Origin of the sequence: Borrelia sp. P9F1, from assembly GCF_030436115.1 — a bacterium.
In the GTDB taxonomy this organism is placed as follows: domain Bacteria; phylum Spirochaetota; class Spirochaetia; order Borreliales; family Borreliaceae; genus Borrelia.
In genome coordinates, this window is sequence record NZ_CP129407.1 from 844,398 (window position 1) to 860,266 (window position 15,869).

Consider the following 15,869-nt stretch of genomic DNA (forward strand, 5'->3'; position numbering starts at 1 on the left):
ATGAATTTTTATTTGAATTTTGCTAGTGGAGAAATGGATCCTAGGTTGAGTAGCATGATCTCTGTTAGCCATTTTGATTTTAGAAGTAGTTTAAATCTAATGCTTGTAGTTGGGCCTATGGGTAGTGGAAAGACCGAATATGCGGCTAGAATTTATAAGGACTCTCTTATCATTAAGAATAAATCCCTAAAAATATTAAGTTCTATAACTAAAGGCAGCAGGAATAGAGCCAATGTATTTTTTATTAGAAATGTTCTTGATAGGAAAAGATTTAAAGATTGTCCAGAAAATGTTATTCCTTATAGAGGTGGCGTGGTTGATGGAGTTAGTGGTGTTGGGTTTTCGGGTAATTCTTTTGATGTTGAAAAAATAGTAGAAGATAACTCTCGGTATGGTACTTTTATTGTTGATGAGGCTTGTTTTTATGAAGAACGCTTGGTTTTTGTTTTAAGCAGACTTGCTTTGGATTTGGACATTTTGTTTGTGTTGCCCACCTTGATTTATAATTTCAGAAAAGAGATTTTTAATAATACTGCTAAACTTTTAATAGAATATTCAGATAAGGTTTGTCGTATTGGTGCTTATTGTGAGCATGATGGCTGTATGGATGAGTCGTTTTTAACATATAGGTATTATTTTTACGAAGGACGAGAAATAGCAGCTCCTTACTTTGATCCCTTGTTGATTGTTGGGGGAGATGGGATTGTTGAGTCTGCTGTTTATCCAAATTATGCTGCAAGATGTGCTAAGCATCATTGTCTTGTGGGCAGAGAATATTTTTTCACTGTTCTTAAGCCTTTTGCCTTACTATATGTTCAGGGTGATAAGGAATTATTTGAGAGAGAAATATCGTGTTTAAATAGCGGTAAATGCAGTTCAACTTTTGAAAGTTCTCTTTCAATTGAGTCTAGAGGGAAATGTGAGGTTGAAGTCTTGAATAACTTATTTAAATTGCCTTTTTTGGCCGAAAGAGCCTTAATTACACTTGCATTGGAATATAATATCCTCAGTAGGGATGATTTTAAAGAACTTGTTGATAAATTTTCTCTTAACAGGGATTACATTCAAAAGGTATTCTTTTCAAAGGAGCATAAGGAAAGGTTTGGGATATCCTAGTAGTGATTTGTTCTTTCATTGAAAATTTTTTTTGTTTTTTCAATACGTGCCAGTTCTTTTTCAATTATATCGTAGTAGTTCAATTCGTTAGTTTCAATTCTGTGATATTCGTCTTCCCAGTTTGTTATTCCATCACTCTGTATTGTGATAGATTTGTATTTTTTCAGTTTCTTATGGAACGTTAAGGCCTCTTTGTAAAAGGAGGTAGCTATTTTATAAAAGTTTGTAGCTTTATTTAAGTTTTCAAGAATTCCATCTTTTTTCGGAGTTTTGTAAAAATGTGCATATCTCGTGTCAAATAGATCACCTAGGTACAGATATTGCTTAACAAGAAGTAGGTTTACATGCATCCTAAAGAGAAGTTTATATTTATCCCATTCTTCTCTTGTTTCCACTTTTGCTAAAGAATACTGAGGATTTCCGAAAGGGAACTCTAATGCATTTTTTAGAAAAAATATATTCCTTTTAAAATTTTGAGGTCTTTTTTTCATTTGTGTGTTAAAGATGACGTACCATTGTTCAGCATAGAAAAATTTTGATGATGCATTAGCATCTACTGCCAAGAACATCGAAAGTACAAACAAGTACAGGGTAAAAAAATTTTTGCAATACATTTTGCTTCCTTCTGCTCTCATTATATTAAAATTTGATTAAATTAAATATTTTTCTCGCTCCTATTTCCAAGTCTTCTTCATCTGAATTTTTAATGTAGACTATGTTTAGTAATTGTTTGAAATCTTTGAGGATAGCCTCATATCTGTCATTGATATCTTGAAGTTTTTTTGCTTCAAATTCAAAGAGGTCAGGTTGTATTCTATTTTTTCCAATACGTTCATATGCAATTCTAGGATCTATCTTTATGAAGAAAATTACTTCGGGCAAAGGGAAGTCTTTGTTTAATTGTTGCCCCAAATTTCCTTGATAAGCAATGGATGAGAATAAATATCTATCAGTTATTACTTTAGTTTTGGATTTGGTTAATATTTTAATTATTCCGTCTTTTGGATTGTAAAGATGTTCATATCTATCTGCTGTATACAGGTGAGTTAGTGCTACTTCTTGCATCGGATTTTTAAAATTGGTTAATTGTTTCCTAATAAATTCTCCAATTACCCCCTCTGAGGGTTCTCTTGTGAAATAGTATTTTAGTTTGTTGCTACAAAGTTTTTGTAGTCTTTGAATCATGGTCGTCTTCCCACTTCCATCGATACCTTCTATACAATAAAAGTTTTTCAAAACCCTACTCAAAAATGTTTATCTCCCTAGATGTTTTTAAACAATTAGATACCAGTGAGTTATTATATAATATACACATAAATATATGAATTTATTTTTTGTGAGAAGTAGACTTCCTTTAACGTTTTTTTGTTCAGTTTTGGCTTTTATATCAATTCTTGTGGTTTTTGTCTTATTTATTCAAGTTCAGGTTTATTCTGTAAAATATTTAGTCATAAGTTATCTTGAATCGAAGTCGGGATTTAAAATAAAATACGATCGCATTGCGCCGTATTTTTTCTCGTCAATAAAGATAGATAATCTAGAATTGAGTTTAAATGACCAAGAAAAGGTATTGATGAGTACGGTTAAGATAAATTTGGACTTGTTTAAACTGCTATTGGGAGATAAGAATATTATTTTAAATATTTTTGTGGAGGGTAGTACTCTAAATTTTGATTTAAATGATTTAAATCTTTTACAGTCATTAAGTTCAAGCTCTGGCAATTTTGAACTAAATGACGATAAATTTAATAACCATGCAATCATCGGTAAAATGTCTGATTATCTAGACAAGCTTCATATTAATTTGGAAGACATTAATATCAATCTTAAGTTGGGTTCAGATAAATTTTTAAAATTTAAAGTCAAAAATTTTGGATTAAAAACCATTGATGATGATTTTTTATTTAGTTCCATTGTGGATTTTAGTTCTTCTGCAGATTTTAAGGAAGATGCTAGCAATAAAAGCTCTCTGGATTCGACATTTTATTTTGAAGGCAAATTTAAAAAGGACCTTGAAGATGGGTATGTTAATATCAGTTTTTTGGAACTTAATACAGGTTATTTTTCTCTACTTGATCAGGGTTTTCAAATAAATTATTCAAAGGGAAATCTTGAAGTTTTTAATCTCAGAAGAGAAAATTTGGATTTTAATTTAAGCTACGATGTTAATAAAAATTTTTTGAGATTGGATGCTTTGTTTTTCGATATCAATCTTCTAAATTGGATAAGACTTGATGAAGATTTTAATGATTATAAAGATTATGTCAACATAGCCCTGAATGGGCAATTGGCACTTTCTTATGATTTTCGAGATGAGGATTTAAGATATTCGTTTTTGTTAAATTCATCCTCAAAAGACACCACAATAAACGAAGAGATCCAAGGAATAAGGATACAACTTAAAGGTAATAATAAAATTGCGAAAATACAGAATGCTTTTTTAAAGCTTAGGAGAGGGTTTGTTAATTATAAGGGATACTATTCCTTAGAGGATTTAGTGCCAATAGGAAGGCTTGATTTTAGATCTGCAAGAATACTAAATTTTAGAGATATTAATGGATATTTAGATTTTAGTAAAGAGAAGAGCAATTTTTTGGTAAAATCTGATAATTTTAAAATCGGGGGACTTGAAGTTCAAAACTTAATTTTTAAAACTAGTTTCTCTCAAGATAAAACTTATGTTAATTATTTACTAAATTTTAAAAATAACAATTCTATGGTTTTGCTAAAAGGAGATTTTGATAAGGAAAATTTTAGGTTTAATTTGGGTGTTAAAGAATTTCCTCTACTTTTTCTAAAGGACATTATACCAGAGTCTGTGATTACTAAGTTTATTCCCGAGCATTTATTATCGGGTAAGTACTTTAACTTAACATCGGATTTTGATTTAAATACTCTGAGTTATGAAAAGTCTAGACTGAATGGTCTTAATTTTTCTATATCTTCAAAATTGGATAATTTCAGTTTGATGTTTGATGCTAGCGGAGAGAAGGGCATTTATAAGGTGAAGAATTTCACCTACAAGGGTGGCGATAATAATATAAATTCTGTTTTTTTAATACATTTGCTTGATGACAGACTAAAGATCACGACAGATTTTAGTTACTTGCACAAAAATTATCCTTTGTATATTGAATTTAATTTTAAAGATAAGGATGTTAGCCTTGAATTGTCGCCTAAGGCGAAGGCCAATTTAAATTATGCTAATTCTATGATGACTTACTCTTTAAATATTGATGATTTCCGTTTTCATGATAAAGATTTTGATGTTTTGTTAAATGTTAATTCTTATGGAAATTATGAGAAAATTAACGATGATTTAAGTCTTGTAATCAATAAGTTTAGATTGGATAAGATTTCTAATAATCCGGCTTATAATCTTAATTTTAGCTTTAAGGGTTTATATAAGAATAAAGAGGTTAATCTCTCAAACATTAAATTTGTAAATAAGTACTCAAATTTACAAGGACAGGGGCATTTTGATTTAAGTGATAAACTTGGCGGGGAGATAAACCTATTTTCAAATGTAAGCACAGAGCGTTATTTTTTAGGAATTAATTCTAATGAAGATGGCAATTATGTTTTGGGAAGATTTCAGGGGTTGGATTTTGATAATTTTCAGTTTCTATCTTTCTTGAATGGAAAAGCTAACGGTAATTTTATTTTTAATTTTAAAGAAAATGATTTGTTTAATTATTCTCTTAACGCATACCTTGAAACAGATGGAATGTCTTTAATGGGAATTCCTACGTATTTTTCTTTTAAGTTGGGATTAATTGATAATAATCTTAATATCTACAACATAAAGGCAACACAGAACAAAAGAGAAATTCTTACAGGTAGTTTTAGATATGATATTAAAAATTCTATTGGAGTTTCTAATTTAAATATTGATAGTGATCTTTTCTCATCAAGAGTTGATGCAACTTTTCAAAGGTTTGAAAATAAGGAAGAGGAAGAGATTGGTATTTTAAGGAGAGAAACCGAGGGAGAAATTTCTTTCAGAGGCTTAAGATATAAGGACAATAATCTTTCTAATCTTACGATCGAATTTAGAGACAATTCTGAAAAATTTAGTGCGTTATCAGTTGAATATGATCTTATTGATGTTTTGTATGAATATGTTGATGGTAATTTTAACATTAGGATTGGTGATTATTTGCCTCTCAGTTTTGATGCATCCGGTAAAGTTTTGAATAATAAAATTAACGGGATTATTCAGGATATTAAATTTAATTCAGGGTTAATTACAAAAGATTTTCTAAACTCAGAAGCTCTTCTTAATATTGAGGAACATTTTGTTCTACATGATATTAATTTAGGGGGTGAATTGAGTATTGAGGGAGATTTGTATAACCCAAATCTTAATGGAGAGCTTAATGTATTGAGTGGGTCAATTAGTACTGAATATCTGAAATCTTCTAGACAGCACGGGAAGAGTAGAATTTTGGAATTAGTTAATGTACCAATCCTGGTTCAGGATAATAAGCTTATTTTAGATAATAGCTTTAACTTAGGCTATTATTCAGATTTTAATGTTTTTGCTAGTCTTAATCTTAATTTTTTAAGTGATACTATTGTCGATTATTATAAGGTAGATATTGATATTCCTGGTGATTCTGGAGTTCCTATTAAATTTGATAAAGTAGCTATAAATTTTATTGGCTATGCATCGGGTAATTTTTTTATTGAAGGCAATGCCGAAGAGATTATGCTTAGTGGAGATTTAAGTATTTCAAACTCTTGGGTTTACTTGCTTGAGAATTCGATTTTTGATTTTTTAATGAATCCTTTTAAGAGAAAGAAAGGCTCTAAAACTGAGGATATTGGTTCTGAAGATTTTGCTATTATCACAGATCTTAAGGTAAATTTTGACAGCAATGTTGCTTTTCATTGGCCAGATAACAAGATTTCGTTTTTAAATGTCACTGTTGCTAAAGGCAATGAATTGATAATTAAGTCTGACACTAGAACAGATGATTTCATGCTTAAGGGAGATTTAAACATAGCAAATGGTTCTGTTAATTACAATAACAAGAAATTTGTATTCAAGGGTGGTTCATATATCTCCTTCAATGAAAATAAGGCCAAATTTGATCCATGGGTAAAAATTGAAGCGACAAACACAATTAAGGATGGCAGTGAAAAATTGCTTGTGACTATGGGTATGGATGGTCCTTTAAGTTTGTGGGATTTCAGATTTATATCCTATCCTGTTCGAACTGAACAAGAGATAAAATATCTTTTGTCAAGTTCAATAATTGGGAGTGAACATGGATTGAAGTCTGCAGGTACCAACACGGCCGAGCTTGCAATCGGGTTTGCTAATGATATTCTTGTGGATTTGGTAGTACAGCCTATTGAAGATTATGCACGTTCTGTATTAAAATTAGACCTGTTGAGTATAAAGACGGATATATTGAGGAATGTTATTGGTATATCAGGGAACCCAACTTTTGCGAGCTTTCTTGATAATACAAGTGTTGAGGTGGGTAAGTATTTTACTAGTGGTGTTTTTGGTAAGGCTGGTTTTGGGTTTTTAAAAGAGCAGACTACTCCGTTTTCTCAGAATTTGAACTTTATCGTCAATTTTGGTATTGAGCTTGATTCGCCGTTTTTCTTTGTTGATTATGTTTTTGATTACGATCTCACCAAGAATGGTCTGCGCGGTATGGGAAATAACATATCTATTTCTTGGAAGTTTAAGTATTGAGTGCTTAAGGGGTTTTGGATGAGGGTTTTTAAGGTTTTAATTTTTATGTTTTTTTTTGTTTTTCCAATTAATTTGGGTTATTCTCAGGTTAATTATGAGGGAAAGATGATAAAAAGTATTGATTTTGATGGACTTAAAAATATAAACAAAAGGAACCTTTCCTCTATTGTAAATTCTTATTTGGGACAAATTTATTCTAATGAGGTTTTTGATAAATTACAAGTTGATCTATATGCTCTTGATTATTTTGATGGTCTTATTAGACCTGAATTTAGAGTAGAGGGCGATAAACTTCTTATTACATTTTTTGTAAAGGAAAAATCTTTAGTAAAGACTATTTCTTTTGTTGATAATAGTAAAGTTTTTTGGAACAGTGAGCTGCGTGATAAGGCAAAGATTAAGATAAATGAGTCTTTAAATCTTTCAAATGTTAAGAGAGGTGTTGTTCAGCTTGAAGATATGTATAGAGAAGCTGGGTATCTTGATGTTTCTGTTAAATATGAGACTAAAGAAGTTAACAATTTGGTAGATATTGTGTTTGAAATAAAAGCAGGGCCTAAATATGTTGTTAAAGAAGTTGATTTTGAGGGAAATTTAAACTTTAAGGGTAGTACTCTCAGGAAATATTTAGCATCAAGAACAGCGTCTTTATTTTCTGATGGAAAGTATTTAAAGTCAAATGTTGATAAGGACAAGATTCAACTTGAGTCTTTTTATAAGAATAATGGATATATTAACGTTAAGGTTGTAAATAGTACTGTGGATGTACGAGATCCTAGTGAACCCGGTAAGTCGGAAAAAGAGGTTTTTTTGAAATACTTCATCTCAGAGGGCGAAGTTTTTAAATTTGGTAAGCTTGAGATTTCTGGCAATTTGGTTTTCAGCTTAGAAGAGTTACAGGCTTTAGTTACTCTTAAGGAAGGGGATATTTTCAATGATGCGAAATTTGAGCAGGATTTTTCAAAAATTAGAGAGAAATATTATTCGGATGGATACATATTTACAGAAATTGTGCCTTCTAGGCAAATGAGAGGGGAATTCGTAGATTATTTAATTAAGATAGTAGAAAAAGATAAGGCTCACATTGAGTCTATTACTATTTCGGGTAATAAGAAGACAGCCTCCCATGTAATACTTAGAGAGATACCGTTAATGGAAGGCGATGTTTTTAGTTTGGAAAAATTCAGGATGGGGATGCTTAACTTGCAGAGACTTGGTTATTTTGGCAATGTTGTTCCTGATATTGCACAGAGCAATATTGATGGTTTGATGAAGATAAATTTTTCAGTTGAGGAGAGAGAAACAGCAAGCTTTAGATTTGGTATGAATTTTGGTGGATTTAGTAATTCTTGGTTTCCATTTTCGTTGTTTGGACAATGGGAGCAATCTAATTTTTTAGGCGAAGGATATTCTTTGTCTACAAAACTTAATCTTGCTTTCTCGGAACAGAGTTTGAGACTGTCATTTGAAGATTATTGGTTTATGCAGACTAGATGGACTTTTGGAGGATTTCTTGATTTTTCACATTCTATAAATACGGCCTATCAAGATATCAATGGGCCCATTTTTACAGGCAAAAAGGAAGTGCCGGATCCTTTTGAAAGTTGGGAAGAGTATCATAATGCGAAGAATTTTTCAGACTTTAATACTATGAATTATTCTTTGATTAAATTGAGTTTAGCTTTTGTCACTGGATATACTTTTTCTAATTACCTTGGCAAGCAAACATTTACTGGAACTGTGCAATCCGCTTTAAAATATGTTCATTATGACAATAGTGTTAATAGGCCTTCAAGCTATTATTTAAGAGATAATTATCATACTATTAGGTTTGAAAATTCTCTTGGTCTTGGTGTAGCGTGGGATACAAGAAATTCTCAATCTTTATCTAATGATGGATTTTTACTTAAACAGCATTTTGATTTTTTTGGTGGGTTTTTATTTGGCCAGAGCCATTTTACAAAATCTACTACCACATTTGAAAGGTATATTTCTCTTCTAGGGTATCAAGATGTTTTTACTCCTTTTTTTGACTTAATATTGACTTTAAGAAGTGTTTATACAAATATTTTACCGCCTCTTGGAAACAGTTTTGAAGTGGAGATACAGCCACATCATTTTATAACTATTAGTGAAAATTTTATGATAGCTAGGGGATGGGGAACTTTAAAAAATATTTATAGTTCATTTATTAATACTATTCAGTTGTCAATGCCTTTGATTAAAAATATCTTGGTTTGGGATGCTTTGTTCCTAGATATGGCTGCTTATTCTTTGGAAGAGAAAGAAAATGCCTTATTTGTTCCATTTGGTAGTTTTATGTTTAGTTGGGGATTTGGAGTTAGGAGTTTGTTACCGCAGTTGCCTTTATCTTTAGTTGTTGCCTATCCGTTTTATTTTGATAACACAGGAGTTAATAGGCACTACAATTACTATGCAGGCTTTAAATTTTTCTTAGCAATTGATATGAGGTATTAATATAATTGCTTTTGTCTTTACAGGAGAGAATATGTCTTTGATGGTTCTTTTGTTGGTGTATTTATTTCAGTTCAATGGTTTTGCAATAGATGTTACAAAGGTGGGAATTGTGGATTTTGAAAAGATTGTAATTGAGTTTTTAAATCCACAGTTAAAATCTAATCTTGAACAGTTAAAAAAACATTACCAAGAAAAAATGGATGTTTTAAATGCCGAGATTAAAGAATTAAGAAGAATGTATGATGAGGCCGTTAGTGCTCATGATTTAGATGGTGCAAGGAGTTATGGTAATCAATATAATTTGAAAATAGATGAACTTAAAAAGCTTACAACTTTAGCAAAGAGCAACCTTGACCAGCAAAAACAGATTAATATAAACAGCATAAATAGCGATGGGATATTGTGGAGTAAAATACTCAATGGTATTCAGTATGTTGCAGAGACTAATGGTGTTTCTTTGGTTATGAAAAAGGACAATCCTTACATCCTTTATTATAATAGCATTGTCGATATGACAGAAGATGTAATTAAACATTTAAATAAACAATAAACAGTAAAACGTGTCTTTTACTAAGGTCTTAGCGGTTACGACTTTCCTTTTTTAATCTTTTAAGCAAGCTGCAAAATTCTTTTTTGTTGTCTTTGTTGATGTTTGAGAGTAAAATGTGTGATTTCAATATTGACCTAAATATTTGATTCTTCTGGGCACTATAACAAGGAAATTCCTTCATTCTGCTTTTTTTAAAAGTTTCCTCTCTATCTTCTATCTTTAATATCTTTTCAAGGCCAAGAGATTTTAAATTTTCAAGAACTTCTTTGCTAGGGTTTACGACTTTAAAATTTTTTTCTAATTCATCGCTCTTGTTCTTGACATGAACCAGAGTTCCCATAAACGTTGAGTCTAAGTACTGTGCCTCCGACAAATCCAAATACAACGTCTGGACCCCGCTATTATTTAGCAACACATCTTCAACGAGCGCCCTAAACCCGACTCCATGCAGCGCAGTAAACCTATTAATCAGCTTTATAAAAACAGAGGAATTTTCGAATAAATAAAAAACACCACTCTCGGGAGCACTTTCTCTCATATTCCATTCTTCTTCGCTAGTAAGTATATTGTAAAGTGTCAATAATATCAATTATAATTCAGTATTGTTTTATGGAAAAAAATGTCACACCAATGATGAGACAGTATTTAAGGATTAAGAATAGTTATAAGGATGCTATTGTGTTCTTTAGGGTAGGAAGTTTTTATGAGATGTTCTTCAATGATGCTCTTGAGGGGAGTAAGCTTTTAGGTTTGACTTTGACCAAACGAGAAGGTGTTCCTATGTGTGGGGTACCTTGCCAGGCTAGTAAGGAGTATATAAAAAAATTAATTTTACTAGATAAAAAGGTTGCGATTTGTGAGCAAGGCTTGCAATCGGACGCTAAGGGGCCTTTGGAGAGGGAAGTTGTTGAGGTTATAAGTCCTGGTGTTGTTATTGATGAAGATTTTTTAGAAGATGATGTTAATAACTATTTGATTGCCATTAGTGATTACAAAGGATATTGTTCATTTTCGTATATAGAGTTATCAACTTCCAGGCTTGGAATAATTCTATATGAGGGTAATTTTTTAGAAAAATTAAGAAGGGATATCGAGAAATATTTTCCAAAAGAAATAATAGTATCAGAAAGTTTTTACTATAAGTATTTAGAAAAACTTGTTCTTGACAGATTTTTGGTAAACAAGATTCCCGATTGGCATTTGGATAAAGAGATTGCAATAAAATCATTAAAAGAGCATTTTGGTATGGTTAGCTTAGGTTCGCTCGGTTTTAAAGAGGAGGAGCCTTACTATATTTCGTCTTTCTTGATAATAGATTATGTAAAAAACAACTTAAAGAATTTGTTGAGCAATATTGGCACGATCCATATTAATAACGATTCTGCTTATATGTTTCTTGATGATGTTACTCAAATAAATCTTGAGCTTGTCAAAAATAACAATGATCTAACTTCTAATTATTCCCTTTATTCAGTCTTAAATGATTGTAAGACACCTATGGGTAAGAGACTTCTAAGAGAATATATCTTAAATCCACTTCTAGATATTTCTGAGATTAATGGTAGGTTAGCTCATGTGGAGTTTTTAAACAATAATGTTAATTTGACTATGAAATTAAGAGATATTCTTAGTAACGTTTGGGATGTTGAGAGAGTAATCTCAAGAATTCAGATGAGAAAATATGCAAAAAAAGACTTTTTGTTTATCAGAGAGGCTTTAATAGCTTTTTTTTTAATAAAGAGATTATTTAACGAACACTCCTTTGGGTATTGGATATTTGATTCTAATGATGAGGATAACATAAGAGAAATTTATTCTTTAATAAATGGTTCAATTTCAAGAGAACAAGATGAGATTATAAAACAAGGATATAATCCTAAAATTGATCGCTTAAGAGAGATTAAAAATAATGCAAGTAAATATGTGGATGATTATCTTAATTTTGAGAGGAATTTTAGTAGAATTAACAGTCTTAAGATAAGGAAAACTAATGCTAGAGGTTTGTTTTTTGAGGTTACAAAGAGTTATTATGGACAAGTACCTTCTCATTTTATCGAAAGTCAAGCTCTAAATACTGCAAAAAGATATAAAACAAGCAAGCTTATTGAACTTGAAAGAGATATTAATGATGCTGAAGATAATTTATCGGCCCTTGAACAGGAGATCTTTGATGAGATAGCTTTAAGGGTAGCTAAACACAATGCAGTAATTAAGAAAGTTTCTGAATTTTGTGCATACAGTGATATAGTCTCTAATTTTGCTTATTTAGCTAGAAAAAATGAATATGTGAGACCTACTTTGACTAACCATAAAGAAATTATTCTTGAGGGGGCAAGGCATCCTGTTGTTGAACATTATATGAAGGGTGTAGAAGCTTTTACTAAAAATTCCGTAAGTATTGATAACGAGAAGTATTTTTGTCTAATTACCGGTCCTAATATGGCAGGCAAGTCAACTTATTTGCGGCAAACTGCTTTAGTTGTTTTAATGGGGCATATTGGATCTTTTGTTCCTGCCTCTAAAGCTACAATAGGAATCACAGATAAGATTTTTTGTAGAATAGGGGCAAGTGATAATATTTCTAAAGGAGAATCCACTTTTTTAGTTGAGATGAATGAAACAGCCAATATTTTAAGAAATGCAACTTCTAATAGTTTAATAATTATGGATGAGGTAGGAAGGGGTACTAGTACTAGTGATGGACTTGCTATTGCATGTTCCATTGTTGAATACATCTTAGGATATATTAAATCTAGGAGTTTGTTTGCAACTCATTTTCATGAACTTTCAGCTATTAAACATGAATCTTTTGTTAATCTATCAATGAAGATAGAGAAGCAAGGGAATGAACTTATTTTTTTAAGGGAAGTTGAGGAGAAACCATCACTTAATTCTTATGGGATTTATGTTGCCCGAATAGCTGGTATACCTTTAAAAGTTGTTGAGAGGGCGAAGGTTATTCTTAAAAGTTTAAAAAGCAGGGAAAGGGTTTGCATACCAGAACTTTTGTCTTTAGCTACTTCTGTTGATGAATCAGAGAAGGATGAAGCTTTAAGTTATGAGGCTGAGGTCAATGCTTATCTAGAAATTAAGGAATTAATTTCTAAAGTAGATATCAATAGTACTACGCCCTATCAAGCAATGGATTTACTTAATCAAATAATTTTAAAGATTGGACGTTAAATATTGTTGTGTGGAATTGGTGTGTTGAGAAGTATATTTCTCCCCTTTTGTGTTTGTTGCCACAGGGGTTATGTTTACTCACATGCACTCTGTAAACGCTGCATAGGGTTTTTGAATTTTAGGATTAAATCTAGAGATAATATTTTGTATTTTTTTGAATACAGGGATGAATATAAAAAGATTGTTCTTTCTTACAAGAAAGATGGACAAAAAGCGCTTGGTCGATTTTTTACGGATGGAATTTTTAAATTTTTAGTTGGCATTGATTTTGATATTGTGGTTAGTGTTCCTTGTAGTGTTAAAAGAAAAGTTTTTTACGGGTTTGATCACATGGAGTATATTGGGAATTTATTAATGAAGCATGGTGTAAATTATGTCAATATCCTGAAGCGAGGTTGGTGTGAGAGTCAGAAGGTTTTGCGTGGGAGATTAAGGCTTAATAATTTAGAAAATAAGATCAGGTTGAGGTATAACCCTGTTAGGGATAAAAAAATTGTGCTTATTGATGATATTGTTACCACGGGGACATCCATGTCTTTTTGTGAAGATATATTGATGAGGAATGGAGCTTTGAATGTGGTAAAGATGTCAATCTCTAAAGTTTAATTTGAAAATTTTGGAAATTGACATTTGTTGTCATTGATGCTACCCTTACCCTGTGTGGGTTGTTTTATTTAATAAGGTTCTTTCGAGGGAGCCTTTTATTTTTAGGGATGTGGTTGAGTAGAAGTTTTGAAGAAAATGAAGTTTACGATTTAATAAAGAGTATAACGGATCGATTAGGGATTGAAATTTTAGAAATTAGCACTTTTAAGAAAAGGGGTCAGGGCAGAGTTCAGGTAGTTCTTTATGGGCGGGGTGATTTTGGAGTTGATAAGCTTTGTGACTTGCATAAGATGATTTTGTTAAGTTTGGGTACGGTTCTCAGATGTAATTTTAGCCTAGAATTGTCTACACCTGGGGTGAATAGAAAAATTAAGAGCAGGAGGGAGTTTAAGATTTTTGAGGGGAAAAGGATTAAGTTGATGTTGGATAATGGGTTTGAGGAGGGGTTTATTTTGGAGGCCGAGGAGGATAGTTTTGTTTTTAAAACAGGTAATAGAGAGATGAAAGTTCTTTATAGCGATGTAAGGAAGGCTAGATTATTATAAAGGAGTCTTGGAGATGATAAAGGGCACTGGCCAAATGATATGTAATATTGCGAATGAGAGAGGGATGAGTGTGGACGCTATCCAGAAGACGGTTAAAGAATCTATAGTGATAGCTTACAAAAAGTACTTTGGAACAAGTGAGAATGCTTTAATTGAATTTGATGAGGACAGTGGAGATTTGGTGGTATATTCAAAGAAAAAGATTGTAGAAGAAGTTAAGGACGCTACGCTTGAAATACTGGAGGATGATGCTAGGGAATTTAAGATAATAGAGGATGGGTATGCTTATGTTGAGATTGATCCTAAGATTTTCGACAGACTTTCAATTCAAGTTGCTAAGCAGAGGACTAAAAGTGATTTGCAGGGTATTGAAGATAATGAACTTTATTTAGAGTTTAAAAACAAGCTAAATAAAATTATTATTGGTTATGTGCAGCAGAATAGAAATGGGGACCTTTATGTTAACCTTGGTAGTACAGATGGTGTTATACCTAAAAAGTATCAATCCCCGAGGGAAGTTTATGGGCTTAATGAAAAAATTCGAGTTCTTGTCCATAATGTGAAGAAGGGTAGAAATGGAATAGAAGTGATTTTATCAAGAACTCATCCTAAATTTATTGAGGAGCTTCTTACTCTTGAAATTCCTGAGATTGAGGAAGGTGTTATTAAGATTCACAAGATAGTCAGAGACCCAGGCTATAGAACCAAGATTGCTGTTTATACGGAGAAAGAGGAGATTGATCCTGTGGGTCCTTGCATTGGTCAGAAGGGTGTAAGGATTCAGTCAATAATTAAGGAGCTTGAAGGAGAAAAAATAGATGTTATACCTTATTCTAGGGATGTTAAAGAGTTTATCAGGGATGCTTTAACTCCTGCAAAGGTGGATAATGTGTATCTTCTTGATGAGGATTTGCATAAGGCTTTGGTTGTTGTTAGCGATGATCAGTTGTCTCTTGCGATAGGTAAAATGGGACAGAATGTTAGGCTTGCAAATAGGTTACTTGATTGGGCAATTGATGTTAAGACTAATAGTCAGTTTGCAGAAATGAAGGAAAGTGGAGAGTTTAAAAAAGAAACATTTGAGATGTTTGACAAAATTATTCAAGAGACTGCTCAGGAAGATGAATTTGAGGAGTTCACTAAGATTAGTGAGCTCAAGATTCTTGATGGTGATGTTGTTTCTAGAGTCATTGAGGCAGGGCTCGATGGAATTGATGATTTTTCGGGTGCTAGTGAAGAAAAGCTTTTAAGCCTTGGGGTAAGTTATGAAAAGCAAGATGAAATAAATAAGATATTAAATGAGGGAATGGTAATAATTTCTAATGATGATGAGTCTGTTGATCGAATAAAAGAGGAAGAGGAACTACTTTGTCCTGAATGTGGGACTGTTATTAATGAAAGTATGACTTTTTGTCCAGGTTGTAAGATAGGGCTCAGTTTTGAGTTTGAAGAGGAGTAATAGTTTGTCAGAGAATATTGATGACCAAGAAGATGAGAAAAAGATTAAAGTTGTTAAGTTGCGTAAGAAGGTGGTGAAGGTTGTGACTCGCTTGGACAGGGGGGTGGGTTCAAATGAAACTAAGGGTGGATCTTTAAGTACTGTAGGTTCACATAGGAAGCAAGAGACTGGTAGGAATTACACTCATAACAGGGAATCTAGTGGAGGTCATTCTTACGG

12 protein-coding genes are annotated in these 15,869 nt (G+C 32.0%); 9 read left to right on the forward strand and 3 right to left on the reverse strand.

Annotated elements, in window-relative coordinates; genetic code table 11:
* A complete protein-coding gene (locus tag QYZ68_RS04115; protein ID WP_301384288.1) occupies positions 1-1,116 on the forward strand; it encodes a thymidine kinase in 1,116 nt (371 codons plus the stop codon).
* Here the strand turns inward: QYZ68_RS04115 and QYZ68_RS04120 are convergent.
* Positions 1,113-1,730, reverse strand: a complete 618-nt coding sequence (locus tag QYZ68_RS04120) for a hypothetical protein (protein ID WP_476390626.1) — start codon at positions 1,728-1,730, stop codon at positions 1,113-1,115. The genes QYZ68_RS04115 and QYZ68_RS04120 overlap by 4 nt on opposite strands.
* A gap of 25 nt (positions 1,731-1,755) precedes the next feature.
* Complete coding sequence (gene tmk / locus QYZ68_RS04125) at positions 1,756-2,364, reverse strand: dTMP kinase (protein WP_301384290.1); 609 nt, start codon at positions 2,362-2,364, stop codon at positions 1,756-1,758.
* Between the two features lie 73 nt (positions 2,365-2,437).
* Here tmk and QYZ68_RS04130 point away from each other — a divergent pair, with 73 nt between their 5' ends.
* Genes QYZ68_RS04130 through QYZ68_RS04140 form a run of 3 tightly spaced genes read left to right on the forward strand, consistent with a single transcriptional unit; the run spans position 2,438 to position 9,857 of the window.
* Positions 2,438-6,829, forward strand: coding sequence for a translocation/assembly module TamB domain-containing protein (locus QYZ68_RS04130; protein ID WP_301384291.1), 4,392 nt, complete (start codon positions 2,438-2,440; stop codon positions 6,827-6,829).
* Positions 6,830-6,874: 45 nt separating this feature from the next.
* Complete coding sequence (gene bamA, locus QYZ68_RS04135; protein ID WP_476390642.1) at positions 6,875-9,307, forward strand: outer membrane protein assembly factor BamA; 2,433 nt, start codon at positions 6,875-6,877, stop codon at positions 9,305-9,307.
* A gap of 31 nt (positions 9,308-9,338) precedes the next feature.
* Positions 9,339-9,857, forward strand: coding sequence for an OmpH/Skp family outer membrane protein (locus QYZ68_RS04140; RefSeq protein WP_301384293.1), 519 nt, complete (start codon positions 9,339-9,341; stop codon positions 9,855-9,857).
* 28 nt (positions 9,858-9,885) lie between these two features.
* Here QYZ68_RS04140 and QYZ68_RS04145 read toward each other — a convergent pair whose 3' ends face one another.
* The gene (locus QYZ68_RS04145; protein WP_301384294.1) at positions 9,886-10,446 is read right to left on the reverse strand and encodes an STAS domain-containing protein; all 561 of its coding nucleotides are present in this window, start codon (positions 10,444-10,446) and stop codon (positions 9,886-9,888) included.
* A gap of 20 nt (positions 10,447-10,466) precedes the next feature.
* Between QYZ68_RS04145 and mutS the strand changes: the two genes are divergently transcribed.
* The 5 genes from mutS to QYZ68_RS04170 form a co-directional block, all read left to right on the forward strand.
* A complete protein-coding gene (mutS, locus tag QYZ68_RS04150) occupies positions 10,467-13,040 on the forward strand; it encodes a DNA mismatch repair protein MutS (protein WP_301384295.1) in 2,574 nt (857 codons plus the stop codon).
* Positions 13,041-13,046: 6 nt separating this feature from the next.
* Positions 13,047-13,646: a type I phosphoribosyltransferase gene (locus tag QYZ68_RS04155; protein WP_301384458.1), complete on the forward strand. Its 600-nt coding sequence runs from the start codon at positions 13,047-13,049 to the stop codon at positions 13,644-13,646.
* A 107-nt stretch (positions 13,647-13,753) separates the two neighbouring features.
* Positions 13,754-14,191, forward strand: coding sequence for a ribosome maturation factor RimP (rimP, locus tag QYZ68_RS04160; RefSeq protein WP_301384296.1), 438 nt, complete (start codon positions 13,754-13,756; stop codon positions 14,189-14,191).
* A gap of 13 nt (positions 14,192-14,204) precedes the next feature.
* Entirely contained in the window at positions 14,205-15,650 is a 1,446-nt protein-coding gene (gene nusA / locus QYZ68_RS04165; RefSeq protein WP_301384297.1) for a transcription termination factor NusA, read from the forward strand.
* Between the two features lie 4 nt (positions 15,651-15,654).
* Positions 15,655-15,869 (forward strand): hypothetical protein (locus tag QYZ68_RS04170; protein WP_301384298.1); only part of this gene is annotated, 215 nt, incomplete at its 3' end.

What these genes read in the sequence shown, in the direction of transcription:
- QYZ68_RS04115 (WP_301384288.1), top strand. Translation starts at nt 1, where the DNA reads ATGAATTTTTATTTGAATTTTGCTAGTGGAGAAATGGATCCTAGGTTG.
- QYZ68_RS04120 (WP_476390626.1), bottom strand. Translation starts at nt 1,730, where the DNA reads ATGTATTGCAAAAATTTTTTTACCCTGTACTTGTTTGTACTTTCGATG.
- QYZ68_RS04130 (WP_301384291.1), top strand. Translation starts at nt 2,438, where the DNA reads ATGAATTTATTTTTTGTGAGAAGTAGACTTCCTTTAACGTTTTTTTGT.
- bamA (WP_476390642.1), top strand. Translation starts at nt 6,875, where the DNA reads ATGTTTTTTTTTGTTTTTCCAATTAATTTGGGTTATTCTCAGGTTAAT.
- QYZ68_RS04140 (WP_301384293.1), top strand. Translation starts at nt 9,339, where the DNA reads ATGTCTTTGATGGTTCTTTTGTTGGTGTATTTATTTCAGTTCAATGGT.
- mutS (WP_301384295.1), top strand. Translation starts at nt 10,467, where the DNA reads ATGGAAAAAAATGTCACACCAATGATGAGACAGTATTTAAGGATTAAG.
- rimP (WP_301384296.1), top strand. Translation starts at nt 13,754, where the DNA reads ATGTGGTTGAGTAGAAGTTTTGAAGAAAATGAAGTTTACGATTTAATA.
- nusA (WP_301384297.1), top strand. Translation starts at nt 14,205, where the DNA reads ATGATAAAGGGCACTGGCCAAATGATATGTAATATTGCGAATGAGAGA.